23 protein-coding genes are annotated in these 24,862 nt (G+C 68.1%); 14 read left to right on the top strand and 9 right to left on the bottom strand.

Translation table 11 applies throughout. The features are described from left to right. Positions 1 to 69: 69 nt before the first annotated feature. Entirely contained in the window at positions 70 to 870 is an 801-nt protein-coding gene (locus tag G341_RS0106025) for a pirin family protein (RefSeq protein ID WP_051092664.1), read from the bottom strand. Between the two features lie 92 nt (positions 871 to 962). On the opposite strand from G341_RS0106025, the gene G341_RS21190 reads away from it, so the two are divergent. Beyond that, the gene (locus tag G341_RS21190; RefSeq protein ID WP_018178212.1) at positions 963 to 2,627 is read left to right on the top strand and encodes an NTF2-like N-terminal transpeptidase domain-containing protein; all 1,665 of its coding nucleotides are present in this window, start codon (positions 963 to 965) and stop codon (positions 2,625 to 2,627) included. On the opposite strand, the gene G341_RS0106015 is transcribed toward G341_RS21190, so the two are convergent. Both G341_RS0106015 and G341_RS21185 read right to left on the bottom strand, forming a co-directional pair. Continuing rightward, positions 2,624 to 3,025 (bottom strand): DUF3054 domain-containing protein, encoded by a 402-nt coding sequence (locus G341_RS0106015; RefSeq protein ID WP_018178211.1) that lies wholly within the window; start codon positions 3,023 to 3,025, stop codon positions 2,624 to 2,626. The genes G341_RS21190 and G341_RS0106015 overlap by 4 nt on opposite strands. Positions 3,026 to 3,028: 3 nt before the next feature. Then, complete coding sequence (locus G341_RS21185) at positions 3,029 to 4,171, bottom strand: lysylphosphatidylglycerol synthase transmembrane domain-containing protein (RefSeq protein WP_018178210.1); 1,143 nt, start codon at positions 4,169 to 4,171, stop codon at positions 3,029 to 3,031. A 121-nt stretch (positions 4,172 to 4,292) separates the two neighbouring features. Between G341_RS21185 and G341_RS0106005 the strand changes: the two genes are divergently transcribed. Further along, entirely contained in the window at positions 4,293 to 5,537 is a 1,245-nt protein-coding gene (locus G341_RS0106005) for an AI-2E family transporter (protein ID WP_425402067.1), read from the top strand. A gap of 92 nt (positions 5,538 to 5,629) precedes the next feature. On the opposite strand, the gene G341_RS0106000 is transcribed toward G341_RS0106005, so the two are convergent. The 3 genes from G341_RS0106000 to trmB form a co-directional block, all read right to left on the bottom strand. After that, positions 5,630 to 8,953, bottom strand: a complete 3,324-nt coding sequence (locus tag G341_RS0106000) for an MMPL family transporter (protein ID WP_018178208.1) — start codon at positions 8,951 to 8,953, stop codon at positions 5,630 to 5,632. Positions 8,954 to 9,123: 170 nt separating this feature from the next. Further along, positions 9,124 to 9,834, bottom strand: coding sequence for an NYN domain-containing protein (locus tag G341_RS0105995; RefSeq protein ID WP_018178207.1), 711 nt, complete (start codon positions 9,832 to 9,834; stop codon positions 9,124 to 9,126). Next, positions 9,831 to 10,619, bottom strand: coding sequence for a tRNA (guanosine(46)-N7)-methyltransferase TrmB (gene trmB / locus G341_RS0105990; protein WP_018178206.1), 789 nt, complete (start codon positions 10,617 to 10,619; stop codon positions 9,831 to 9,833). Before trmB ends, G341_RS0105995 begins: the two co-directional genes overlap by 4 nt. Positions 10,620 to 10,718: 99 nt before the next feature. Here trmB and G341_RS0105985 point away from each other — a divergent pair, with 99 nt between their 5' ends. Next, the gene (locus tag G341_RS0105985) at positions 10,719 to 11,546 is read left to right on the top strand and encodes a hypothetical protein (RefSeq protein ID WP_018178205.1); all 828 of its coding nucleotides are present in this window, start codon (positions 10,719 to 10,721) and stop codon (positions 11,544 to 11,546) included. On the opposite strand, the gene G341_RS0105980 is transcribed toward G341_RS0105985, so the two are convergent. Both G341_RS0105980 and G341_RS22950 read right to left on the bottom strand, forming a co-directional pair. Beyond that, the gene (locus G341_RS0105980; RefSeq protein ID WP_018178204.1) at positions 11,547 to 12,149 is read right to left on the bottom strand and encodes a hypothetical protein; all 603 of its coding nucleotides are present in this window, start codon (positions 12,147 to 12,149) and stop codon (positions 11,547 to 11,549) included. Between the two features lie 217 nt (positions 12,150 to 12,366). Continuing rightward, entirely contained in the window at positions 12,367 to 13,119 is a 753-nt protein-coding gene (locus G341_RS22950) for a phosphatidylinositol-specific phospholipase C domain-containing protein (protein ID WP_342664831.1), read from the bottom strand. Between G341_RS22950 and G341_RS24120 the strand changes: the two genes are divergently transcribed. The 8 genes from G341_RS24120 to G341_RS0105935 all read left to right on the top strand — a co-directional run bounded on the left by G341_RS24120 (position 13,103) and on the right by G341_RS0105935 (position 21,100). Beyond that, positions 13,103 to 13,270, top strand: coding sequence for a hypothetical protein (locus tag G341_RS24120; protein WP_018178202.1), 168 nt, complete (start codon positions 13,103 to 13,105; stop codon positions 13,268 to 13,270). The two genes, G341_RS22950 and G341_RS24120, sit on opposite strands and share 17 nt — an antisense overlap. 195 nt (positions 13,271 to 13,465) lie before the next feature. Continuing rightward, positions 13,466 to 14,845 carry a GTPase Era family protein gene (locus tag G341_RS21175; protein WP_018178201.1) on the top strand — a complete coding sequence of 460 codons (1,380 nt, stop codon included), beginning with the start codon at positions 13,466 to 13,468 and terminating at the stop codon, positions 14,843 to 14,845. Positions 14,846 to 14,849: 4 nt separating this feature from the next. Then, positions 14,850 to 15,170: a DUF6802 family protein gene (locus tag G341_RS0105960; RefSeq protein WP_051092662.1), complete on the top strand. Its 321-nt coding sequence runs from the start codon at positions 14,850 to 14,852 to the stop codon at positions 15,168 to 15,170. 226 nt (positions 15,171 to 15,396) lie between these two features. Further along, positions 15,397 to 17,223, top strand: a complete 1,827-nt coding sequence (locus G341_RS0105955) for a phosphoenolpyruvate carboxykinase (GTP) (protein WP_018178200.1) — start codon at positions 15,397 to 15,399, stop codon at positions 17,221 to 17,223. Positions 17,224 to 17,393: 170 nt separating this feature from the next. Beyond that, a complete protein-coding gene (locus tag G341_RS0105950) occupies positions 17,394 to 18,134 on the top strand; it encodes a siderophore-interacting protein (RefSeq protein ID WP_018178199.1) in 741 nt (246 codons plus the stop codon). Positions 18,135 to 18,159: 25 nt separating this feature from the next. Further along, the gene (locus G341_RS0105945; protein WP_018178198.1) at positions 18,160 to 19,197 is read left to right on the top strand and encodes a FecCD family ABC transporter permease; all 1,038 of its coding nucleotides are present in this window, start codon (positions 18,160 to 18,162) and stop codon (positions 19,195 to 19,197) included. Beyond that, entirely contained in the window at positions 19,194 to 20,273 is a 1,080-nt protein-coding gene (locus G341_RS0105940; protein ID WP_043450729.1) for a FecCD family ABC transporter permease, read from the top strand. The genes G341_RS0105945 and G341_RS0105940 overlap by 4 nt, the downstream gene beginning before the upstream one ends. Then, complete coding sequence (locus tag G341_RS0105935) at positions 20,270 to 21,100, top strand: ABC transporter ATP-binding protein (protein ID WP_051092660.1); 831 nt, start codon at positions 20,270 to 20,272, stop codon at positions 21,098 to 21,100. The genes G341_RS0105940 and G341_RS0105935 overlap by 4 nt, the downstream gene beginning before the upstream one ends. A gap of 28 nt (positions 21,101 to 21,128) precedes the next feature. Here G341_RS0105935 and G341_RS0105930 read toward each other — a convergent pair whose 3' ends face one another. Further along, positions 21,129 to 21,707, bottom strand: a complete 579-nt coding sequence (locus G341_RS0105930; protein WP_018178195.1) for a TetR/AcrR family transcriptional regulator — start codon at positions 21,705 to 21,707, stop codon at positions 21,129 to 21,131. Between the two features lie 189 nt (positions 21,708 to 21,896). Here G341_RS0105930 and G341_RS0105925 point away from each other — a divergent pair, with 189 nt between their 5' ends. The 3 genes from G341_RS0105925 to G341_RS0105915 all read left to right on the top strand — a co-directional run bounded on the left by G341_RS0105925 (position 21,897) and on the right by G341_RS0105915 (position 24,716). After that, positions 21,897 to 22,598 carry a type 1 glutamine amidotransferase domain-containing protein gene (locus G341_RS0105925; RefSeq protein WP_018178194.1) on the top strand — a complete coding sequence of 234 codons (702 nt, stop codon included), beginning with the start codon at positions 21,897 to 21,899 and terminating at the stop codon, positions 22,596 to 22,598. Between the two features lie 120 nt (positions 22,599 to 22,718). Next, the gene (locus G341_RS0105920) at positions 22,719 to 23,669 is read left to right on the top strand and encodes an acetoacetate decarboxylase family protein (RefSeq protein WP_018178193.1); all 951 of its coding nucleotides are present in this window, start codon (positions 22,719 to 22,721) and stop codon (positions 23,667 to 23,669) included. 66 nt (positions 23,670 to 23,735) lie between these two features. After that, positions 23,736 to 24,716, top strand: coding sequence for an NAD(P)H-quinone oxidoreductase (locus G341_RS0105915; RefSeq protein WP_043450774.1), 981 nt, complete (start codon positions 23,736 to 23,738; stop codon positions 24,714 to 24,716). The last annotated feature ends 146 nt before the right edge of the window (positions 24,717 to 24,862 follow it).

The raw sequence follows: 24,862 nt of genomic DNA, 5'->3' as shown, positions 1-24,862 counted from the left end.
ATGGTGCCAGGCGTTGCCGCGGCCCGCTTCACCCTCGGCGGCGTTGTCGTCGGTCGACCACCGCGCTGGTCAGTGGCCGAGGGCGCGGTGCATCTCCCAGACCAGGATCTCCGAGTCGACGTCGGCCACCACACGTTCGCCGCCGCCCGCGGTGATCCGGGCGGCGTCTCCGGTGCCGAGTTCGCCGGCGCCCTCCATCCGCACCGATCCGCGCGCGACGAAGACATGTCCGAACGGCAGGTCCGGCAGCGTCACCGAGCCGCCGGCTGGCAGCCGCGAAACATGCAGCGCGGCATCGTGATTGGCGATCCGGATCGCCGAGTCGTGGCCGGGGATCCCGGAGGCGATCGGTACCAGCGCACCATTCGCCAGTTCGTCATCGACCTCGAGCTGCTGGTAGCCGGGGTCGATGCCCGGTTCGTCGGGGAGCACCCACATCTGGATGAAATGCACCGGGTCCTCCCCGGTGCGCGTCAGGCCGGGGGAGTGCTCACGCCAGCTGTCGTTGCGTTCGGAGTGGGTGATGCCGGTGCCGGCGCTCATCCGCTGGGCCAGTCCGGGATAGATGACACCGGAATTGCCGATCGAGTCCTGATGCACCAGCGATCCCGACAGCACCCAGGTGACGATCTCCATGTCGCGATGCGGATGGGTGTCGAAGCCCTGATGCGGCGCGACCACGTCGTCGTTGCTGACCATCAGCACACCGTGGTGGGTGTTGCCGGGGTCGTAGTTGTCGCCGAACGAGAAGCAGTGCCGCGACCGCAGCCACGGGGTGTCGGTGTGCGGTCGCTCGTCGGAGCGCAGAACCTGATAGCTCACGTATCGATTACACGCCCGACCCGCGGCCGGGCGCAAAGTGCGGATCATCGATCGCGGTTATCAAATCGAGACGGCCTTGTAAGCGTTCCGGGAACAACAACGAGGTGATTCGTTATGTGGCCAGAGTGAAATTTGTAAACATGAGTTCTGTCGCCTCGCGCTGGTTCGCCATCGGTACCGCCGCCGTGTTCACGGTGGTCTCCGCGTTCTCGCTGCAGGCATGTAGCAGCGATCACCGCGTCGACACGACGGCGAAGGGCGTGATCGACGCGTTCACCGCGGCGATGGACAAACAGAACGCGCAGTCCGCGGCCGCGCTCACCACGTCGCCGGTCGACGCGGGCGACCTCCTCGGCGGTTCCTTCGCGGCGATGCATGCGACGGAAATCACCTCGACCCCGAGCGATCTCGCGCTGTATTCCGATGGCAGCGCGACGTTTTCGATGAAGACGACCTGGACGTTCGGACCCGGTCGACAGTGGACCAGTGAATCGCAGGGCGCGGCCCGCAAGTTGACGGTCGGCTGGCGGGTGCAGTGGGATCCGCAGCTGCTGGCGCCGGGTCTGACGCAGGACGGCCTATTGCGCGAGGTCAAGACGTATGCAACACCGGTGCCGATGGTGCGAGACACGGCCGGCAAGCCGTTGATGAACCTGGAGACGATCAACGACATCGTCGTCAACCCGGATCAGATCAAGGACCCCACGGTGATCGGCCGGCAGCTGGCCGCGGTGGTCGCACCGGTCGCGCCGCTTGCGACCGCCCAGTCGATCACCCAGCAGATCACTGGATCGGGCGCGAAACCGGTCACCGTTGTGTCGGTGCGTGATTCGGACTTCGGCGGCTTGAACGGGGATCCGACCCGGGTGCCCGGCACCACGATTCAGAAGCGTCAGCAGCTGGTGCTGATCAATCGCGAGCTGCAGTCGCCGCTGCTGGACGGCGTCACCGACTACTGGAATGCATTGGCCGACGCCACATCCGGCTGGGCCGTCGAGGTGGCCAACCCGGGGCAGCAGCCGGTTCGGTTGAGCGGTGCCCAGGGGCCGGCGTCGCCGGACGTGCGTACGACCTTCGACCCGGCGGCGCAGGCGAAGGTGAAGCGGGCGGTGGTGGAGGTCGCCCAGCCCGCCGCGATGCTGGCCATGGACGTCAAGTCGGGTGCGCTGCTGGCCGCGGCCCAGAACGATGCGGCTGCCGCCCAGAACATCGGTCTCACAGACGATTTCACGTCGGGCCATGCGCTCGATCCGGTGGTGGCGGCTGTTCGGCAGGCAGGCGGCGGTGACGTCAACCGCGAGAACGCGCTGATGGATCAGTTGGGGCTCGGGCTGTCCTTCACCGTGCCCGGCGTGCGGCCGGCAGCGGTCGCGCCGGCGAACAGCGACACCTTCTCGATGGCTGCGCTGCAGGTGAATCCGGCATCCAATACCGCGTCCGCGGCCGCGTCGGTGTCGGCGATCAACATGGCGGCGATGGCGGCTTCCGTGGCGCGCGGCGCGACCGTCACGCCGTATGTCATCAACGGGCTGGCCACCAAGGTCGAGGGCGGCGCTCCGGGCCCGATCGACTCCGGCGTCCTGGCCGCGATCCGGTCGGCGATGGCAGCCACGGTGAAGAACGGCGACGCAAGTGATCTGCAGCGCGCCGCCGACCTGACCGCGCTGGTCGGCACCAACGGCCCGCAGGGCCCGGGCTGGTTCGTCGGGGTGCGCAACGGCGTCGCCGTGGCGATCTATTGCGCCGGAGCGAAATCCGGCACGGCGGCGCTGCAGGTCATGCAGCGGTACCTGAATACCGTCTAGGCGGTGCGGGCGCCGCGGCGGGCGAGAACGATCGCGCCGGCCCGCCAACCGAGAAGGAAGACGCCCAAGAAGATCGAGGCGACGATCACGAAGCTGACGGCGATGCCCTGATGGAATTCGACGCGGAGCACCATGCCGACCGCGACCGTGGCGACCCAGATGATGATCCCGTCGGGCAGAAGATGATTCGGGTGATAGCGGTGTCCGCCGCGGTGGTCGGTGAAGAAATGCATCGCGACATACGCGATCGACCAGCCGATCAACGCGCCGGTGAGGAACGGCCAGGCCGTCGACCACATGCCGGACCAGGACATGCCGTCGTCATGGTTGCTGCGGCCGATCGCGACGAAGATGATGATGAAGACGAAATCGAGTGCGGCGTAAAGCGGAAGTCGCATGAATCAGGATCCTCGGGTGTCCGGTTTCAGGGTCGATTCGGCGGCTGGCCCGGCGGTGTCCGCGTCCGGCGGGTCCTTGGAGACGGACTTCGCTGACGAATCCTCGTCGGGGTCACCGGTCTCCGTGAGGGACCGACGGAACATCACCGCGATGACCACCCAGCCGACCAGGGCCACCAGCACGTAGCTGACCAGTCGGTAGACCAGGACGCCGGTGACGGCTTCGGCGGCATTCATGCCGGCCGACGCGAGGGCGGGCACCAGGACGCCGTCCATGACGCCGAGCCCGCCGGGCAGCAGCGGGATCGCGGTCGCGACCGCCTTGCCCGCCGCGTAGGCGACCATCAGGCCCGAGATCGACGGCTGACCGCCCACCGCGTAACAGGCGAAGGCGAGGCAGGCGACGTCGGCGACCCAGTTGAACAGCGACCAGCCGAAGGCGATCGTCATGTCCTTGGCATTGAGCTTGACGGCGCGGGTCTGTTCGATGATCTCGTGCAGTCGGTTGACCCCGTGATCGGTCGGCTTGTCACGAATTCCGTTGAGCCGCCGGAGGAATCGGGCCCCAATACTCTCGATGACCTCGGGATGCGTCGCCAGATACTGGCCGACGGCGACGAACGCGAGGAATCCGCAGATCGAGAAGATGATCGAGAACGGGCTGGTCTTGGCGCCGGCCAGCACCGCGCCGGTCAGACCGAGCACCGCCAGCCCTGCGGCCGCGAGCAGGCCGGACATGACGACCTGCCACGACGCGACGACCGGCGAGGCGCCCCACTTGCGGGTCTGCCGATATGTGAACGCCGGCGACATCACGGCGCCGGCGGGAAGGGTCTGGCTCATCGAGTTGCCTGCCAGGATCACGGCGAGCGATCGCCACTGGGTCACCTTGACCCCCGCCGATCGCAGCAGTGCCCGCTGCACCTGACCGTAACTGTCCATCGACAGGCCGGCCGCCACGATGCACAGCAGCACCATGTCCCAGCGCATGCGGTCGAGGTGGTGCCAGGCCTTCTCGAGGCTCGGCAGGATCAGGTAGATCTCGACGCCGATGATGATCAGGACGATCGCCACGCCGACCCATCGCAACCAGGGCCAGCTGCGTCGCAGCAGACCTTCCGGTTTTTCGTCGGCTTGGTCGGTCACAACTGCACTGTATCGGCACGGGTACCGGTGTTACCCGCAAGCCCATAGCACGGCTGACGAACGGCAGCGCGGGATGCGCGCGTGACCGGCCGTGCGTCGTCCCGCGGGATAGGGTGAGCGCGTGTCCGACTCTTCCGGAAAGCAGGAGCAATCTCAGCCCGAGAGCGGCCTGGCACGGCTGCGTCGCATGGCCGTCGGTGGTGATCAGAGCGCCGATCGGGCCAACGTGCATCCGTTCGTGCGGGCGGCCACGGAATGGTCGTGGCGGCTCATCGTTCTGGTGGTGGCGATCTATCTGTTCGCTCATGTCGCGAAGCAGTTCGAGGACGTCGTCGTGCCTGTCGCGATCGCGATGCTGGCGAGCGCCTTCCTCAATCCGGCGGTCCGGTGGCTGACCGCGCACCGGGTGCCGCGCGGGCTCTCGGTGATGCTCGCGCTGCTGGTCGCCATCGGGCTGGTCGCGGCGATCCTGACCTTCGTCGTGCAGCAGTTCATCGACGGTCTGCCGGACCTCACGACGCAGGCCACGCATTCGATCAACGAGCTCAAGGACTGGCTGGTCAACGGCCCGGCCCACATGAAGAAGCAGCAGGTCGACAATGTCGGCAACGACGTCGTCGACATGCTGCAGAAAAATCAGGACAAGATCACCAGCGGCGCGATCGCCACGGCGACGACGGTGACCAAGATTGTCACCGGCGGTCTGCTCGCGCTGTTCCTGACGATCTTCTTCCTCTATGACGGTCGGGGCGTGTGGTCTTTCACCACCCGCGTCGTCCCGGCGAAGTCGCGGGCCAAGGTCACCGAGGCCGGCGTCGACGCCTTCAAGACGCTGTCGCATTACGTGCGCGCGACGGTTGCCGTGGCCGCGGTCGATGCGATCGGTATCGGTGCGGGGCTGGCCATCATGCAGGTGCCGCTGGCGTTGCCGTTGGCGTCGCTGATCTTCGTCGGTGCGTTCATCCCGATCGTCGGTGCGGTGGCGACCGGGGCACTCGCGGTGGTCATCGCCCTGGTGACCAAGGGCTGGGTGGTCGCGGTGATCGTCCTGGCGATCGTGATCGCCGTGATGCAGCTGGAAGGCCATGTGCTGCAGCCGTTCCTGCTGGGCCGTTCGGTGCGGCTGCACCCCGTGGCCGTGGTGCTGACGATCGCGGCCGGCATCGTCGCCGCCGGAATCATCGGCGGTCTGCTGGCCGTGCCGTTGATGGCGGTGTTGAACACCGCGATCCGCTCGATCCTCGCCGCGAACAAACGCGAGGCGGAGTCTGCCGAGGGGGGCGACGATTCAGCCGACGCCGACCCTGACTCTGACCCTGCCGACCCGGGCCCCGGCGACGCGGCGGCGGAGAACCCGGCCACCTAGACAGAATCCGCGCCACTTCTGTCGATCCGCGCCGGTTGTAGTCGGCGCGGATCCACGAAAGCGGCGCGGATTTCCCGGTTTCCCGGTAGCGGTCAGTCCTGGTGCGGCCCGCGGCGGCGCATCAGGTCGCGCACCGACAGCTGATCGCCGTCGCCACGCGCCCGGCGGCGGCCGCCGGAATCGTCGTCGTCGGTGTCGTCCGGCGCATCCTGAACGGGCGTCGGCGCCGACTCGTCGAGCCGCGGGAACTGGTTGACGTCGATATTCGGCGATGCGCCGGTCAATGCGCCACCGGTCAGCGAGCCACCGAGATCGCCGGAGCGGCCCAGCAGTCCCTGATCACGCGCGCCCGCGGGATGCTCGGACAGATCGGGATTCGGATTCGGCGAGGCAACCAGTGGCTGGTCGCCCGAATCCGGCCGACCGCCACCGCGCAGGGGCTCGCCCAGATCGGGGCGACGGCGCAGCGGCGCCCGTCCCGTGGTGGAGGCGCCCGGGGGCTGCGTGGGCTGCTGCTGCTGCGGCGGCTGGCTCGGTCGAGAGGACTGACCGGCCGACGGCTGCGGGGCCGGGGCCTGCGGGGCGGGAGGCGGTGTGCGGCGCGGTTCCGGGCGGGGGGCGGTCGGCCGCGGGCCCGAGTTCGGGGCCGAGGTCTCGTCCGGCCCGGCCGACGGGCGGGATGCGCCGGTGGGTCCGGACAACTCATCGCCCAGCCGAATACCGGAGGCGCCTAGGCGCCAGCCACCGGTCTTCGGGCGATTCGGGTCGTTCTCGTCGGTGCCCGGGCGGGGCGTGGGGGTCGGCGGTACTCCGCGGCCCGGCATCCGCACCCGGCCGCGGTGGCCGTCCGCCGGCGTCCGTCGCTGTGGCCCGCTGGCCGGCGGGGTCGACGGTCGGGGAGTCGGGGTAGGCCCGCTTGTCGGCGGAGTCGATGGTCGCGGGGTGGGCGGCGCAGACGGCCGCGGGGTGGGTCCACTGGTCGGCGGGGTGGAGGGCCTGCCCGCGGCAGGACGCGGACCGCTGCCGGGCCGTGCGTCGCTCCGGCGCGGGGTCTGCATAGCCCGGGTCGGTGCCTCGGCGATCACCACGCCGGCGCGCTGCGGCCCGCTGGCGGTCGCGATATGTGGGCGGCCCGAGCGCGGCTCGTCGTCGAGGATGTTCTCGCCGAGGCCGATCTTCTCCTGCACGCGCTTCATCCAGGCGGGGGCCCACCAGCAGTCGTCGCCGAGGAGCTTCATCACCGCGGGCACCAGCAGCATGCGAATGATGGTGGCGTCCAAGATCAATGCCGCGATGATGCCGTACGAGATGTACTTCATCATCACGATCTCCGACAGGCCGAACGCGCCGGTCACGACGACCAGGATCGCCGCGGCTGCGGTGATGATCCGGCCGGTGTGCGCGGTGCCCTTGCGGATCGCCTCGCTGGTGGTGGCTCCGCGTTGGCGGGCCTCCACCATGCGGGACAACAGGAACACCTCGTAGTCCATCGACAGGCCGAAGATGATCGAGATGATCAGCACCAGCACGGCGGACATCAATGGCTGGGGCGTGAAGTTGCCTATCGAGGAGCCGTGTCCGTCGACGAATATCCACGTCAGGATGCCGAGCGTGGCGCCGAGGCCGAGCGCCGACACCAGCGCCGCCTTGATCGGCAGGATCAGCGATCCGAACGCCAGGAACATCAGCAGGCCGACGACGAGGAGCAGTAGGACCACCATCAGCGGCAGGTCGCCCATCAGCGTGTCGATCGAGTCCTGGGTCAGCGCCGGGGTTCCCGTCACCCACATCTGGGTGCCCTGGGTGTCGATCTTGCGGAGCTGTTTGACCGCGTACGCCTGGTCGGCATCGCTGGCCAGTGGTGCGGAGGTCTTGATGTAACAGACGTCGCTGCAGTCGGTAGACGACTTGAAACTGGTGTCGCCGCTGCCCGAGGCGACGGCGGTGAAGTCCTTCGTGAAGATCTTGCCGCCGCGGTCGTTCATGCCGACGTTGCTGGCCTCATCGACCACCTGCTGCAGATTCGCGGCGGAATTCGCGTCGTAGCGGATCACCAGGGTGATCGAGTTGGTGCGCTGCGCCGGGAAGGACTTGTCGAAGTCCTGCTGGGCGGCGCGGTACGGATTGTCCGGCGGCAGGTACTTCTCCGAGAGGCCGCCGAACTTGATGCCGGCGAACGGGATGATCAGCGCCAGCAGCACGAGGATCACCGGGATGGCGGTCTTGAGCGGGTGGCGCATCACCCAGCCGGCCAGCCGGCCCCAGAATCCGTTCTCGATCTCTTCGCGAGTCTTGGTGCGGCGCAAGATCTTCAGGCCCCACATATCGATGCGCGGCCCGAGGATCGACAGGATCGCCGGGAGCACGGTGATCGAGCACAGCGCCGCCAGGCTGACGGCGCAGATCGCGCCGTAGGACACAGACTTGAGGAATCCCTGCGGGAAGATCAGGAGACAGGCGAGTGCGGCGACGATGATCGTCGCCGAGAAGACGACGGTCTGCCCGGCCGTCATCACAGTGCGGCGCACGGCTGTTCGCGTGTCATAGCCGTCGGCTATCTCTTCTCGGAATCTGGACACGATGAAGAGCCCGTAGTCGATGGCGATGCCGAGCCCGATCAGCGTCACCACCGATTGGGCGAACACGTTGACCTGCGTGCTCATCGCGATCAGCTTGAGGATGCCCAGCGAGCCGGCGATTGTCAGACCGCCGATCACCACCGGAAGCACGGCGGCGACCACGCCGCCGAAGATGAAGAACAGCATCAGTGCGACCACCGGCAGCGCGATCACCTCGGCGCGGTGGATGTCCTCGTTCATGCCGTCGGACATGGCGGCGGCGACCGGTTGCAGGCCGGCCTGCTGGATCGTGGTGCCCTCAGGCAGCCCGTGTGCGGTGGCTGCGTCGTCGAAGAACGGCTTGATCGTGCGGTAGTTGGCCAGCACGGTGTCGTCGTCCTCGCCGGCGATGCCGATCGAGAGGAAGGCCTTGGTCTTATCGGGATTGAACAGCGTCTGCTGCACCTGCGTCTGGGCGGTGCCGGGAGCGAACGGGTCGTAGATGCCAGGGTTGTCGCGATTGACGATGTTGGCCTTCTCGGTGCCGTTCGGACCGAACTTGGCGACCAGGTCGTTGATGACCGATTCCATCTTCGCGCCGAAGGCCGGGTCGGCGACCGACGTGCCCTGCGGCGGCGTGACCAGGAGCAGCATGTCCTGGGTGTGGTCGCGGCCGAACTCCTTGTCGGCCAGGACGCTGCCCTGCGACGACTGCGAACCCGGGTCGAACCAGCCGCTCTGCGAGAGGTGCTTCTGCAGGTCCAGGCCGAACAGCCCGAGCCCCAGCATCACCGCCACGACCACCGCGATCACCGCGAACCGTAGCCGGTACACGAATGAACCGATGGCGCCGAACACGTAATCTCCCTGTCTTCGATGGAGTGCATAGGCCGGGACGCGATTCTTCCAGCCCCGACGCGCCCCCCGCCATCTTCTGCCGGATTCGGTTACCCGGTTGTGGGCAACTCGTTATCGACAGTATCCAGTGAATTCGATCTCCTGTGGTGCACGGTGGCCGCAATCACCCGTCACGACCCGGCTGGTCGGCCGCTCAGCAGGGAGGACAGCGGACGGAACGGTGCCAGCCAGGCGCCTTCCTCGGGCAGCGAATCGAGGCTGATCCGCGGCAGCGGCTCGCGGAACACCCCGGGGATGTCCTCGAGGTCGACGAAATCCAGCTCGTCGGCCGTCAGGGCCCAGCTGGCGTGCTCCCGGAAGCCCAGCACCTGCACCGGGATGCCCTCGCCGGCGACCTCCAGCAGGGTTTCGCGGAACGCCTGGCCATCGGCCGAGGCGACCACCAACCCCGCCAGCCCGACGGTGTGGCGACGCAGCTCGATGTGGTCGAGCATGTCGGCGTCGACATCGCTGTCCTCGTCGACCTTCGGCTTGGCGAAGACAGCGAAACCGACGTTGCGCAGTGCCTCGACCCACGGCCGCACGACCTCGGCGGTGCCCGGCGCGATGTTCGTGAACACCGTGGCCTCGGGCTCGATGCCGTCGCCACCGGCGGACCGGCTGATCTCCGCGGTGCGGTCGAGCAGCCAGCGGCCCAGGGCGTCGAAGCGCGGGCGGTAGACGTTGGTCGGGCGGCCGCCGAGGATCGCCCCGAGCCCCATGTCCAGGTTCGGCGCGTCCCAGATCAGCAGCACCCGCCGCCCGGCGGTGTTCCCGGAGATGATGTCGCCGACCCCGGGTTTGGTCTCGCCGGTTTTGCTGTCGACGGTCTCCGATGTCATGACCGGGCCTTCCGTTGCAGGACGAATTCGGTGATCTCACGGCCCTCGGTGTGGGCGCGGCCCTCGAACTTGGTGACCGGCCGATCGAGGCTGAACGGTGTCTCGCCGTTGAACGGCTCGAAGTACTCCTGATTGGCCAGTTCGTCCTGGATCCATTCGGCGTAGTCGGCGTGGTCGGTGGCGATATGCAGGACGCCGTCGTCGATGATGACGCGGGCGAGCAGGCCGAAGGTGCCGCCCTGCAGCAGCCGGCGCTTGTGATGCCGGGCCTTCGGCCACGGATCCGGGAAGAAGACGCGCGCGCCGATCAGCGATGCCTCGGGAATCATGTGCCGCAAGGCGACGATCGCGTCGCCGCGGATCATTCGGATGTTGGTGATCCCGCCGCGGTCGATCAGCCCGATCAGCTTGGCCAGTCCGGGCTTGTAGACCTCGACGGCGATCACATCGAGGTCGGGCTCGTCGGCGGCCATCGCGGCGGTGGATGTTCCGGTACCGCAGCCGATTTCGACCACGGTCGGCGCGCTGCGGCCGAACCACGCAGGCAGGTCGAGTTCGTTCTCGTCGGCGTCGTGCCCGATCTGCGGCCACAGCCGGTCCCAGTTCTCCAGCTGGTTGGGCGTCATCGCGCCGCGGCGGAATCGGTAGCTGGTGACGCGTGGGAACAGGCGGGCGCGTTCTTCGGGCGTCAGCTCGCGCTCGCCGCCGCGTGCGTCATCGGCCTGCTCGGGCGAGGGGGGCTGGGCTTCGATAGATGTGTCCGACACGCCCCCATCGTCCCGCATCCGTCGGGCCAAGGGCTAGCCGCCGGTGTTCAAATCGGACTAATCGGACACTATGGTGTATCCCCGATGCCGCAACGGCGGCTGGAAGTGGGGAGACCGATGGTCCAGGCATCGCGCACGGCCGACATCGCCGAGGCCCATCGGCAGGTGGCGTTCCGGCTGAGTGAACTCGCCGACAGCCACCCCGAGGCCGCGGAGCTGCGTGCGGTGGCGGCCCGGTTCGGCGGTCCGCCGCGCGTCGTCGTGTCCGGTCGGGCGGGCAGTGGCCGACGCACCCTGCGATGGGCGCTGGCCGAGCGGTTGGGCTGCGTCACCGACGGCGTCGAGCCGGACGACGCGGACATCGCCGTGCATCTTCTCGTCGCTCCGCCGCGCGACGCGGATCGGCGGGCTATCGAGCGGCTGCCGGCCGGGCGGTCGTTGCTGGTCCTCGGGAAGGTCGACGTGGTCGACCCGCCCGCGGTCGACGGACTCGGCCCGGTGGTGCGGCGGGCGGCGCCGTTGCTCGCGACGCTGCGACCGACCGAGGACGATGTGCGATTGCTGAGCGCCCTGGTCGATTCGGGGGTGCGGCAACCGCTGACGGCGGCCGCCGTAGTCGGCGCCACGTCCGCGGAGACATCGGGCGCGGCAACGGAATTGGCGCGCCGGTTCGGTCGCAGCGGAATGCACGTGGGGCTGGCCGCCGTCGCCGAATCGCCCGGCATCACCGCGGCGGAGCTGGAGGCGCTGATGGTCGACCGCAGCGGGGTGGCCGAATTGCTCGAGCCGATCCGTGACTTGGCGCAAGCCGCTGTGCCGCAGCGTCTTTCCCGAGTCGCCCGCGAACTCGACCGGCTGGCGGCCGGCGGAGTCGCGCGGGACGAACTGGAGTGTCTGCTGGCCGGCGAGCTGCGGGCGATCGACCGGCGGGTGTCGCCGGGGTGATCAGCTGCCGGTGCCGCTCAGACTGCCGGCGCCGAGAATCGCCAAGACCGCGGGCAGCGCGCCCGGTGTGGTGATGACCGAGCTGCCCAGGCCGAGGGCCGCCGATCCCTGCTGCACCTTGCTGCCCACGAAGACCGGCTTGTATTCGACTGCCGGATGCAGAATGTCGGGATTCACGCAGATGCCGAGCCCAAGGTAGATGCCCGGACGGACGCCGGGTATGTCGTAGGTGCGCTGGCGTTGCAACGCGCTGGTGACCTGCAGCGACGGGCCCCAGGTGAACAGTGCTGGATCGATCGAGTTCAGCGGTGGCAGGACACCGGTCACCAGGCTCGGCAGCAGCGGGACCGCCTTCGCGATATCGATGAGGGCCGCGGTGCAGAAGGTGGCTACCTGAGCCAGTCCGGTGTTCGGGTCGCCCAGCTGGATGGTCACGTGATCGGCGTTCGTCGTGACGTTGATGCTCGGCTTGGCGGGCGGCGGGATCAGCGGCGCCGCGGTGGCCGAGGGCGTCGCGGAAAAGGTGAATGCGATCGTGACGGCCGTGGCCGCCGCCGCAGCGAAAGTGGTGGCACGACGAAGGCGCGCGGAAGCTCTCAACATGTGTTCACAAGTCTTTTCGGTCGGATCGGACTGCTCGCCGGAAAGAAATGCGAGCAGTGGCTCACGAGCTGACCCCCCCAATTGGTCGTGTATGCCTGATCGCCGCGGCAATGCTAACAACACTTGCATTGCCAGGAAAGCCTTTGACGGGTCCTGTATTTGGCTAACTTCGCGTTAGCGATCGCCGTCCGCGGGCCACTCCGAAAACAGGCTCTCGTCAGCCGAAGTTCTTGTTCAGCAACAGATTCAGGACGGTCGGGTGCCGGTCCGGAAAGTCCATGGGCACGATGCCGTAATGCGCTGCCGTGTTCTGGTTGGCTTGGAGGTAGGCCTGGACCTTCGGCAGGATGGCGGCGGCGTTGTCCACGGGCCAGGCGTTGTCGGCGTAGCTGGTGAAGTTGATGTACTGCAGCATGTTCGACGGGTCGCCGGCAGCGCGGTCCAAACAGGCCTTGACGTGGCTGAACTTATCGCCGCCGGAGGAGCCCACGCCGATCATCGACGAGACACCGGCGGAACCCGTTCCGGCCGAACCGGAATCGAGGCCGGCCAGGCCACTGCCCTTGTAGTGGTCCTGCAGGTAGAAGCGGTCGGTGGTGAAGACGCCGTTGTCGCCGGCCGGCCACTGCAGGCACGGCAGCGTGTTGCCGAATTGAGCGATCAGCACGATCCTGCCGCGTGCCTCGCCGAGCGTCGGAATCCGGTTCTGCGTGAAGAACAATGGGCCGTAACCCTTTGCGCCCAGGTATCCGTCGAAGATCTGGCCGAAAGCGCCGCCGACGTCGTTGCTGGTGCCGTCCTCTTTCTTCACGCGCATGATCAGCACCTCGCCGGGGTTGGCGGCGAGGAACGTCCGGCATTGGTCGAGCACGGTGTCGAAGGTGACCCCCTGGTAGAAGCTGCTGTGGTAGATCCCGAAAGCATTTGTGCTGCCTTGCAATCCGTTGCATCGGATGTCGAGGAAGCGGATCCCCTGGGCGAATTGCTGTGGCAGCGACCAGTTCTGGGTCTGCGCCCACGGCGTGCCGTTCAGCGGGCTGGTGCAGCAGGAGTCGTGGGTGCCGGGAATGATGCGAGCAGTGGCTCACGAGCCGACCCCCCAATTGGTCGTGTATGCCTGATCGCCGCGGCAATGCTAACAACGGGTGCGGTTGCGGCGGCCGTGGATTGGCCCGCATTTTCGTCAAATATCGGTTTAGCGATCATTGGAATCCGCCGAGTCTTAAAACGGATATACCCGGCGCGCCGCGATGCGTCGCCATCTACGATCTGTCGGCGAACCGGAACTGCCGGCGACGTCGACGCGAGAGGTGCCCATGGCTGCCCCGAACACCATGCGGATCACCGCGGACCAGGCCGGGCTCCGGGCCGGCGTGATGCTGGCGGGCGTCTCCGGGGCGGGCGGCGGCCTGCTGCGGCGGGCCCTGACTGCCGACCTCGCCGATCTCCGCGTGCCCTGCGGGGCGGACGGTGGCGCGATGTCGGCGGTCGGGTTGTTTCTGATCGATCCGGTCGCGGTCGCCGATGCCGAGGACCGACGGGTGCTGACGGAGCTGCGATCGCAAGCGGCCGCGGTCGCGTTGGTGTGCACCAAGATCGACGCATTCTGGGATTGGCCCGACACCCTGTACGCGTCCCGGGAACTGCTCGACCCCGACCATCGACTGCCGGTATTCGCGGTGACGGCCGCCGGTGCGCTCGCGGGCGACCGCGACGCGTCCGGTCTGCCCGATCTCGTCGCGTGGATTCGAGAGCAGCTGTCGGCCGACGCCGTATCCCTGCGCGCCCTGGCCGCCGACTCGGTGACCCAGGCGGCGATCGACGACGCCCGGGACGCGATCAGCGAGGACGACTCGGCCGCCCTCGCGCGGCGACGAACGCAGATCGCCGCCCGCCGGGACCGTGGGCGCACCGATCGGCTGCATGCGGTGCGGGTCGCCGCCGGGCAGCGGCGCGCTCAGCTGCTGGCCGAGGTTCATACCGAGAGCCGAGCGTTCGCGGAGGCCGCCGGGCACCGGACGGACCGGATCAGGAGCCGTGGCGACGGCTTCGAGGAATGGTTTCGTCATCAGCTCGATCAGCGGGCGGCGTCGGTCCGGCGGCGCCTGATCGATGAACTGGACGCCTGGGAGGCCGTGGCCACCGCAGGGTTCGGCGAGGCGGCGCAGGAGAGCCCGGGCGCCGACGGGCCGCCGCGGGCGATGCCGTGCCGGCCCGTCCCGACGTCGGGGGTTCGGCGCGAGGACCTGATGATGATCGTGCTGGGCGCGTCGGCGGGCCTCGGCCTCGGCCGACTCGCGGTCGCGCCGATGGCCGCGGTGGACACCCTGCAGTGGGTGTCGATGCCGCTGAGTCTGCTGCTCGGATTCGTGGTCGCGGGGGTGGTCGTGCGCGAGCGCCGGCTGGCGGCGTTGCGCGGCCGGCTGCGCAGCTGGGCGCAGGACGCGGTGGCGGAGTGGCGTGCGGTACTGGAGCAGGAGGTCGTCGCGGCGATCGGGTCCGCCGAATCGGCGCTGACCGGGCGCATCGGGCGGTACTACGAGCGTCGGTCCCGGTCGACCGCCGACCAGGTGGCCGAGGTGGAGGGCCTGCTGAGCGACTCGCGCCGGCGGCGTGCCGACGCGGAGGCGCGCCTGGCCGAGCTGCTCGCGGTGCGGCACGCGGCGGAACCGATACCGGGGTCGCCGGCGTCATAACGTCATGTGCGCCGACTTCGTGCCCGAGTTCGCCGAGTCTCCCGACGATGTCGGGTCGTCCGTGTCGGCGCGGCACAACCTCTGGGTCGTCGAGAACGATCGGACCTGGGATCTGGGACCGGCCGAGGTCGACACCGATGCCGACGGCATCGCCGATTCGCTGACGCGGAACGGCCCGGACGGGCTGACCGTGTACACCGATTCCGATCGCGACGGCCAGATCGATCGGATCACGCAGGTGCGCTCGGACGGCAGTTTCGTCGCTCGGCGGCTGGAGCCGGCGAGCGGCCGCTGGGTGCCGACGGACTCGGGTCGCCTGGACTAGTCGCGCGGTGCGGCGCGAGCCCGCGGTCCGGAGCTACTCGTTGGTAGCCGATGGACCCGTATTCAGGGCGCTCAACGCCCTGAAAGTGATGTGGTGAACAAAACTCAGCCCCGTTTTCGTGAACCGGACCATGGGCGCTAGCCTGGGAAAAGGATGCCACTACCGGGTGGGCTCGTCACTCGGCTGATTTCTGCGGGTCCGACTCGGGCCCGCACAGGAGAACGACATGACTGCTGCCACCATCCCCGGGCTGGAGCCCGACAACGCCCCCACCAAGCACGCCGCACTGCTTGCCTGGGTCGCCGAGGTCGCTGAGCTCACGCAACCAGACCGAGTGGTGTGGTCGGACGGCAGTGACGCCGAGTGGGATCGGCTCACCGCGCAGCTGGTCGAGGCGGGCACGCTGACCAAGCTCAACGAGTCGAAGAAGCCGAACTCATTCCTCGCGCACTCCGACCCGGCGGACGTCGCCCGCGTCGAGTCGCGCACCTTCATCTGTTCCGAGCGCGAAGAGGATGCCGGCCCGACCAACAACTGGGTCGCCCCCGACGAGATGCGTGCGACCATGACGCCGCTGCTGCGCGGTTCGATGCGCGGCCGCACCATGTATGTCATCCCGTTCTGCATGGGCCCGCTCGGTGCGGACGACCCGAAGCTGGGCGTCGAGATCACCGACTCCGAGTACGTCGTGCTGTCGATGAAGATCATGACCCGCGTCGGCCCGGAGGTTCTCGAGGCCCTCGGCGAGGACGGCTTCTTCGTCAAGGCGCTGCACACGGTGGGTGCGCCGCTCGAGCCCGGCCAGGCCGACGTGCCGTGGCCGTGCAACTCGGAGAAGTACATCACCCACTTCCCGGAGACACGCGAGATCTGGTCGTACGGTTCGGGTTACGGCGGCAACGCGCTGCTCGGCAAGAAGTGCTACTCGCTGCGTATCGCGTCGGCGATGGCCCACGACGAGGGCTGGCTCGCCGAGCACATGCTGATCGTCAAGCTGATCAGCCCCGAGAACAAGGCCTACTACATCGCGGCCGCGTTCCCGAGCGCCTGCGGCAAGACCAACCTCGCGATGATCCAGCCGACCATTCCGGGCTGGCGTGCCGAGACCGTCGGCGACGACATCGCCTGGATGCGCTTCGGCAAGGACGGCCGGCTGTACGCCGTGAACCCGGAGTTCGGCTTCTTCGGCGTCGCGCCCGGAACCAACCACAGCTCCAACCCGAACGCCATGATCACCATGGAGGCGGGCAACACCATCTACACCAACGTCGCCAAGACCGACGACAACGACGTCTGGTGGGAGGGCCTGGAAGGCGAGCACGATCATCTGATCGACTGGAAGGGCAACGACTGGTTCCTTCGGGAGACCGAAACCCATGCCGCGCACCCGAATTCGCGCTACTGCACCCCGCTCAGCCAGTGCCCGACCATCGCTCCCGAGTGGGACGACCCGCAGGGTGTGCCGATCTCGGCGATCCTCTTCGGCGGCCGCCGCAAGACCACCGTCCCGCTGGTGACCGAGGCCCGCAACTGGCAGCACGGCGTCTTCATGGGCGCCACGGTCGGCTCCGAGCAGACCGCGGCGGCCGAGGGCACCGTCGGCGCCATCCGCCGCGACCCGATGGCGATGCTGCCGTTCCTCGGCTACCACGTCGGTGACTACTTCCAGCACTGGCTGGACCTGGGCAAGAACCACGACGAGTCGAAGCTGCCGAAGGTGTTCTTCGTCAACTGGTTCCGTCGCGGTGACGACAAGCGCTTCCTGTGGCCCGGATTCGGCGAGAACAGCCGCGTCCTCAAGTGGATCATCGAGCGCATCGAGGGCACGGCCGCCGGCAACGACACCCCGATCGGCATCGTGCCGTCGCCCGACGCGCTGGACCTCGAGGGTCTGGACGTCAGCGTCGATGACGTCGCCGAGGCCCTCGCCGTGAACGTCGACGAGTGGCGCGAAGAGATCCCGTCGATCACCGAATGGTTCGAGTTCGTCGGCGACAAGCTGCCGACCGGCGTGCAGGACGAGTTCGACGCCCTCAAGCAGCGCCTGGCGTAAGCGCCGGCGACCAACGAGGCCGCCAGAGCATCCGACTTACGGGAGCTCTGGCGGTTTTCGTTTGTCCCGGGCCGCGCGTCGAATGGAGCTCGTCTAGGCCGGGCCGTAACTGATCGAAATTCGATTTAGGTTAGGCTCAGCTATAGCTAATTAACTGATGGAGAGTGGGCATGACGAACGGCGACGGGCAGCCGGGTCGCTCGCGTGGCTGGCAGGGCGCGGTGCTCAAGATGCTGGGCGCCGACGACTACCAGTTCACCGTAACCGGCACCGAGCGGATCTCCGAGCATTACATCCGCATCGGTTTCACCGGCGGCGGTCTGCTGACGGCGCGGCCGCTGCATCCGACGATGTGGGTGCGGATGTGGTTCTCCGACCGTGCCGGAAAGCTGCACCAGCGCGGCTACACCCTGGTCGACGCGGATCCGGCGGCCGACACCTTCTTCATCGAGTTCGCGATCCACGACGGCTCCGCCGCGCGCTGGGCGCAGCAGGCGGCCCCCGGCGACACCATCGCCGCCACGTTCATGGGTTCGAAATTCGCGCTGCCGGAACCGGCGCCGAAGGGCTGGATCCTGGTGGGCGACACGGCCTCGCTGCCGGCCATCAACTCGCTGCTCGATGCCGGTGTCGCCACGGCTCACGTCTTCCTCGAGTACCAGCACGACGACGACACGGATCTGCCGCTGCGCAGCCGGGAGGCCGATGTCGTGCACTGGGTTCGACGCGGTGAGGGAATCGTAGACACCCTGCGGGCCAACAAGTTCGACGCGGACGGTCATTTCGGCTGGGTGGCTGCCGATACCAAGATCACCCGCAGTGCGGTGCGAGTTCTGCGCAGTGACTTTGGAATCGACCGCGGGTCGATCAAATCGCAGGCGTACTGGATGGCGAACGCCAAGCCGTCATGATCTATCCGTATTCGGAGCGCTCGCTGTGACCGGCAGCTCGGCGCGTGGCCAGGCCAGGTTCTGGGGAGCCCTGACGATCGCGGTGCTGCTGCTTGTGGCCGTGATCGCGTCGATCGCCATCGGCTCGCGGACACTCAGCCCGTCCGAGGTGTGGGATGCGTTGTGGGCCACCAAGACCGCGCACAGCTCGGACGCCGTCGGCATCGTTCAGGATCTTCGACTGCCGCGCACGCTGTTGGGCATCGTCGCCGGGCTGGCGCTCGGGGCCGCGGGTGCGCTCTCGCAGGGGCACACCCGAAATCCCATGGCAGAGCCGGGATTGCTCGGGGTGAACGCGGGCGCCGCGTGCGCCGTGGTGGCCGGTGTCTACCTCGCCGACATCTCGAGCCCTATCCAGTACATGATCTTCGGGCTGCTCGGTGCCGCCGCGGCGGTCGCCCTGGTGTTCGTGCTCTCGGTGCTCGCCGGCCGGATGGCGGGGACGGCGGGAGCCAGCCCGATGACTCTGGTGCTGGCCGGCGTCGGCATCAATGCGGTGCTGCTGGCGGTGACCTCGGCGATCGTGCTTACCGACAGCACATCGCTGGACGCGTGGCGCTTCTGGAATGTCGGCTCGATCAGCGGCCGGGGCTTCGACGTGCTGTGGGCCGCGGTGCCGTTCGTGGCCGCGGGGCTGGTGCTGGCGGTCGCCGGCGGCTTCTCGCTGAATGTGCTGAGCCTCGGTGACGACGCGACGAAAGCCTTGGGCGCCAAGGTCGGCCGGGTGCGCCTGGTCGGCGTCATCACCATCGCGCTCCTCGCCGGAGCGGCGACGGCGGCGTGCGGCCCCATCGTGTTCCTCGGCCTCGCGGCTCCGCACATCGCGCGGATGATCGTCGGTCCCGACTATCGCTGGATCGTCCCGTACTCGGCTGTGATCGGTGCCGTGCTGCTGCTGGCCGCGGACGTGCTCGGCCGGGTCCTCGGCCGTCCGGGTGAGGTGCAGTCGGGCGTCGTGCTGGCGGTGCTGGGCGCACCGGTGTTCATCGCCCTGGTCCGCTCCCGCAGGCTGGTGTCGGTATGACAGCAGAACTGATGACCGACGCGCCCCCGATCCCGCTGCGGCGCAATCGCGTTGCGGTGGGACCCGTGTCATTCCTGGTACGTCCCCGGCGACTGATTGTGGGTGTACTGCTGGCGATCCTGGTCGTCGGGTTGTTCGCCGGCAGTGTTGCGGTCAGCGACTATCCGATGTCCTTCTTCGACGCGATGCGCATCCTGTTCGGCGGCGGCAATCGCATCGAGAACGTCATCATGTTCGACTCCCAGTTGCCGCGCGCGTGGACGGCGGCCCTGGTGGGCGCCGGATTCGGACTGTCCGGCGCACTGACGCAGACGATCACCCGAAACCCGTTGGCGACCCCGGACTTTCTGGGCATCTCGGCCGGCGCGAGTGTCGGTGCCGTGGTGGTCATCACGATCGGCACGAGCTGGGGACTGGGCACGGTCGGCATTCCGGTGGCGGCACTCGTCGGTGGATTCGCCGCTGCCGCAGCGATGTACGTACTGTCCTGGCGTCGCGGCGGCCTGGATCCGCTGCGGCTGGTGCTGGTCGGCGTGGCTCTGACCTGGGCGCTGCAGGGCGTCGTCGGCTATCTCCTGACCCGTGCGATCACCACTGACGCGACCCGTGCGCAAACCTGGCTGGTGGGCTCGGTCGGCGGGGCCGACTGGTCGGCCGTGAAGTGGCCGGCAATCGGCGTCGCCGTGGGCGCCGTGGCGGTGATTGCCGGATCCCGGTCGCTGTCGGTCTTGCCGCTGGACGCGGACTCCATTCGCGGTCTCGGGGTGCATCCGTCGCGGGCCGCCGGGGCCCTGCTGATGGTGGCGGTCGCGGTAGCCGCCCTGTGTGTGGCGGCGGCCGGGCCGGTCGCATTCGTGGCCATGCTGGCGCCGCAGATCGCCCTGCGTTTGAGCCGCACGCCTGCGCCGGGACCGCTGACGTCGGCGTTGTGCGGCGCCGCGCTGGTGCTGGCCGGTGACCTGATCTGCCGCACGCTGCTGCCGGTGGCGCTGCCGGTCGGCGTGATCACCGCCGCGCTGGGCGGTCCGGCTCTGATCTACTTGATGCTGATGACGAGCCGAAGGGGTGGGGCATGAGTGCAGTGACGCCCGACGACATGGCGACCGTATTGACCACATCGCGGTTGTCCGCACAGGATCTGACCGTCGGATACGGCGATGCGCCGGTGATCGACGGGCTGAACGTCCAGGTGCCCGACGGCCAGATCACCACGGTCATCGGGCCGAACGGCTGCGGCAAGTCGACGCTGCTGCGTTCGCTGGCCCGCCTGCTGCGCCCGAAGTCGGGTTCCGTGCTGCTCGACGGCCACGACATCTCATCGGTGCCCACCAAGCAGGTGGCGCGGACTCTGGGGCTGCTACCCCAATCACCCACGGCGCCAGCGGGTTTGACGGTCCTGGAGCTGGTCTCGCGGGGACGGCACCCGCATCAGTCGTGGTATCGGCAGTGGTCGAACGAGGATGAGCAGGCTGTCAGTGAGGCGCTGACGCTCACCGATGTCGCCGACCTCGCCGACCGGCCGGTCGATGCGTTGTCCGGCGGTCAGCGCCAGCGGGTCTGGATCGCGATGACGCTGGCCCAGCAGACCGATCTGCTGCTGCTGGACGAACCGACGACATTCCTCGATCTGGCGCACGCGATCGACGTGCTCGACCTCGTCGAGGACCTGCGCACCACGCACGGCAAGACCGTCGTGATGGTGCTGCACGACCTCAATCTCGCGGCGCGCTACAGCGATCGGCTGGTGGTGATGCGCGACGGCGCGGTGCTCGCCGAGGGCACGCCCGACGACGTGATCACTCCGGCGGTGCTGCAGGACGCGTTCGGTCTGCGGGCGCAGGTGATCGCCGATCCGACGGGCGCCGGGCCGCTCGTGGTGCCGCTGACCAAGCGCACCGGCTGATCAGCACGCGTCCGGTCGCGCGGCTCTGTCAGGAGCCCACGCGGTAGGTGCTCACGGCCTTGACCGCGGCCCGTACCCGTCCGTCGACTTCGGATGCGGTCGTGCCGAATTTGCCGTCGAGGTGCAGGAATGCGAGCCCATGGACGAGGGCCCACATGCCGGTGGCCATCGCGGTGTGGTCGGCGTCCGGAGCCATCCGCTGCACGATCGATTCCAGATACTCGGTGATCGCGGCGACGGCGGCGACCCGTTCCGGGTTGGTCGGGTCACAGGGCTCGGCGAACATCACTCGGAAGAGCGCGGGCCGATCGAGCGCGAACCGTACGTACGCGACCGCGATGGTCGCGACGTCGTCGACCGAGGACGGCTCGGGCTGCGACCGCATCAGTGACGTCGCCAATTCGCGGTAGCCGACGGCGGCAACGGCGGACAGCAGCGCATCCCGGTCTGCGAAGTGGCGATAGGGCGCGGCCGTGGATACGCCCGCCCGGCGGGCCACCGCGCGGAGTGAGAGGTCGGAGCCGCTCTCCTCCAGGAGTTCCATTGCCGCGCGGACCAGGGCGGCGGGCAGGTCACCGTGGTGATACGACCCGGGCGAAGCTGACATGGCCTCAAATCTAACTCTCGACGATCGGCGCCTGATCACCAGCTCATCGGGTTGCACGCTCGGTGAGAGGCAAGTCCTTCCTGGCGCAGGGCCTGGGACCAGTCTAATGTAAGCGTCGTATACATCGCGTCGTCGTGGCTGCCGCGAACGGCCGCCGTCCTGCGGCGACCATTCGAATCGAGGTACACCATGCGCAAGGTCCTGTTCGTCATCTCGGCCGCCGACCGTTGGACATTGAATGACGGCACCGTCCATCCGTCCGGGTATTGGGCCGAGGAGGTCGCCGTGCCGCATCGCCTGTTCGCGGAGGCGGGCTGGGATATCACCGTCGCGACGCCGGGAGGGAAGGCGCCGACCCTGGATCGCCTCAGTCTCGGTATCGCGGGCGGAACTCCATGGAAGCGCAAGGCGGTCGAACGCTATCTGGACGGCATCGCGGACGTCCTGGCGAGCCCGGTGTCTCTCGACGCGGTCAATGTCGACGACTTCGATGTCGTGTTCTACCCCGGCGGCCACGGACCGATGGAAGACCTGGCCTACGACGAGGTGTCGGGCGCGCTCCTGGCGCGGCGCCTGCGCTCGGGCAAGCCGTTGGCACTGCTCTGCCACGCCCCGGCGGCGGTGCTCGCCGCGACCGACGCCGACGGCGGCTCGGCCTTCGCGGGTCGCCGGATGACGGGCCTGTCGAACCGGGAGGAACTGCTCAACCGGTTCGCGAAGAAGGCGCCGTGGTTGCTCGAGGACCGGTTGAAGGAGGCTGGAGTCGACTACTCGAAGGGTGCGATCCCGTTGCGCCCCTACGTCGTCGTCGACGGCAACCTGTACACAGGCCAGAATCCGCAGTCCTCCGACAAGCTCGCGTCGCGGATCATCGCCGACGTCGTGGGGTAGTTCCGAGGCCGATCGGCTGGCGGATCCACGCGGAGAGTGTTGACAGTGCTTACATAGCAACGTAGGTTGCTATGTAAGCACTGAATACATTTGATCGTCGGATCAGCAGGGAGTCATCACATGCCATCGAACTCATCGACCGAGATCGGTTCCGCGAGCGACGTCACTCTGGGGATGATGCAGGTAGAACTGGGCGACCTTACGGTCACGGTTCCTCGCGGCGGGTTCTACGACCGGTACCGGATGGACCCGGATCTCGATGAGATCGCCCGCGATCCCCGGGTGAGCGGCGTGGACTTCTTCCGGCAGCTGCCCAAGACGCGGGTCGACTCGCCGATCGGGCCGACCCTCACCCCGAACTTCTACTACCGCATGTCCAGTGCGCGCGTCACGATGCTCGCGCCGCTGAGCGCGATCCGGCGGCGGCTGCCCGAGCAGCTGGCGCCCCTGGCGGTCGCGCCGGGTCTGGGGCTCGCGTCGGTGATGATCTTCCGCTACGACGTCTGCGATATCGACTTCTACACGGAGGCCGCGGTGGGCGTCGCGGTTCGTCCGGCCCGGCACGGCGGCGCGGGCTTCATCGACCTCGCGGCGGCTCTCAAGAACGAACACCTGGAGTCATATGTGCTGTCGTTGCCCGTCAACACCGACATCGCGCAGGTGCGCGGTCATGACGGTTACGGCTTTCCCAAGTGGGTCACCGATCTGGATGTCGAGATCGATGACCGCCGGGCCACCGCTCGGATCGCCAATGAGTCAGGGGGAATGGATCTTTCGCTATCGGCGCGCACCCCGAAGCAGACTCCGCACCGGTCGGGTGCGGCGGTGTCCACGCTGACGTCGTACACCCAGATCGGCCATGCATGGCATTCGACCACGAGCCAGACCAACGTGTTGTCGGGCGGCACCACGCGCCTGCCGCGCCACGTCGACATGCAGCTGGGCGAGGGGCGGATGTCCGACGACCTGCGATCGCTGCGGCCCATGCGAACCGTGCAGCTGGACGTCATCACCGAGGGGCAGCTGGCGCTGCATATGCCCGTCCCGACGTCGATGCCCGAGCGCGGCTGACCGGCCGTGCTGGAACGATCTGGAAGGCAACCGAACATGAATGCGGCAACCGATGTGCCGGAGGCCATGCGCGCGGTCGTCGTCGACGACGCGTCGGCCGATCTCCGCGTCGTCGACGATTTCCCCACCCCGCGCCCGGCTCCCGGCGAGGTACTGGTCAAGGTCGCGGCCGCCGGGATCAATCGCGCGGACCTGATGCAGCGGCAGGGGTTGTACCCGCCGCCGCCGGGAATCACCGACGTGATGGGGATGGAGATCTCCGGCACGATCGCCGCGGTGGGCGAGGGCGTCGCCGGCTATGACATCGGCGACCAGGTCTGTGCGCTCATCGCCGGCGGCGGTTATGCGGAATACGCGGTCGTCCCGGCAACGCAGCTGTTGCCCGTGCCGGAAGGTGTGTCGCTGGTCGACGCGGCCGCGCTGCCGGAAGTGGCGGTGACGGTGTGGTCGACCATCGTGATGGACGCCGGGCTCACGGCCGGGGAGACCCTGCTGATTCACGGCGGCGGCAGCGGGATCGGGACACACGCGATCCAGGTCGCGAAGGCGCTGGGGGCGAAAGTCGCGGTCACCGTCGGGTCCGAGCTCAAGGCGGAACGTTGCCGGCAGCTCGGCGCCGACATCGTGATCAATTACCGCGAACAGGATTTCGCCGCTGAGCTCGCCGACCAGGCCGATGTCATCCTCGACATCATGGCCGCCCAGTATCTGCCCGGCAACGTGGCCGCACTCGCGACCGGCGGACGTCTGGTCATCATCGGTATGCAGGGCGGACTCGTGGGCGAGTTGAACATCGCGACGCTGATCGCGAAGCGCGCGCGAGTCATCGGCCTCAACGTGCGGAACCGCCCGATCGCCGGCCCAGGATCGAAAGCCGAGATCGTCGCGGCCGTGGCGAAAGACGAATGGCCGTTGGTCAATGCGGGCACGGTGGCGCCGATCATTTCGGCGCGCCTGCCGATCGGCGACGCCGCGCGCGGACAGGAAATGCTGAACTCGGCCGATTCGATCGGCAAAGTGCTACTGCTGCTTGACGATAAGGGCTGACGGTTGATGAACGCCTTGAAGGATCCGGACGCGCAGCGAGTGATCGAGGGGCCGCGACCCGGCCGATACCCCCGGTGATCTGCGAATTTCGTTGACTCGCCCGCCGGCGATCTCGGCGGCGCCACTTTCGACGGCCAGCAAAACCT

It is taken from the genome of Jongsikchunia kroppenstedtii DSM 45133, assembly GCF_000380485.1.
GTDB classification, from domain to species: Bacteria; Actinomycetota; Actinomycetes; order Mycobacteriales; family Mycobacteriaceae; genus Jongsikchunia; species Jongsikchunia kroppenstedtii.
Note: the sequence above shows the minus strand (reverse complement) of the source record. Positions and strands in the feature narration are given on the sequence as shown.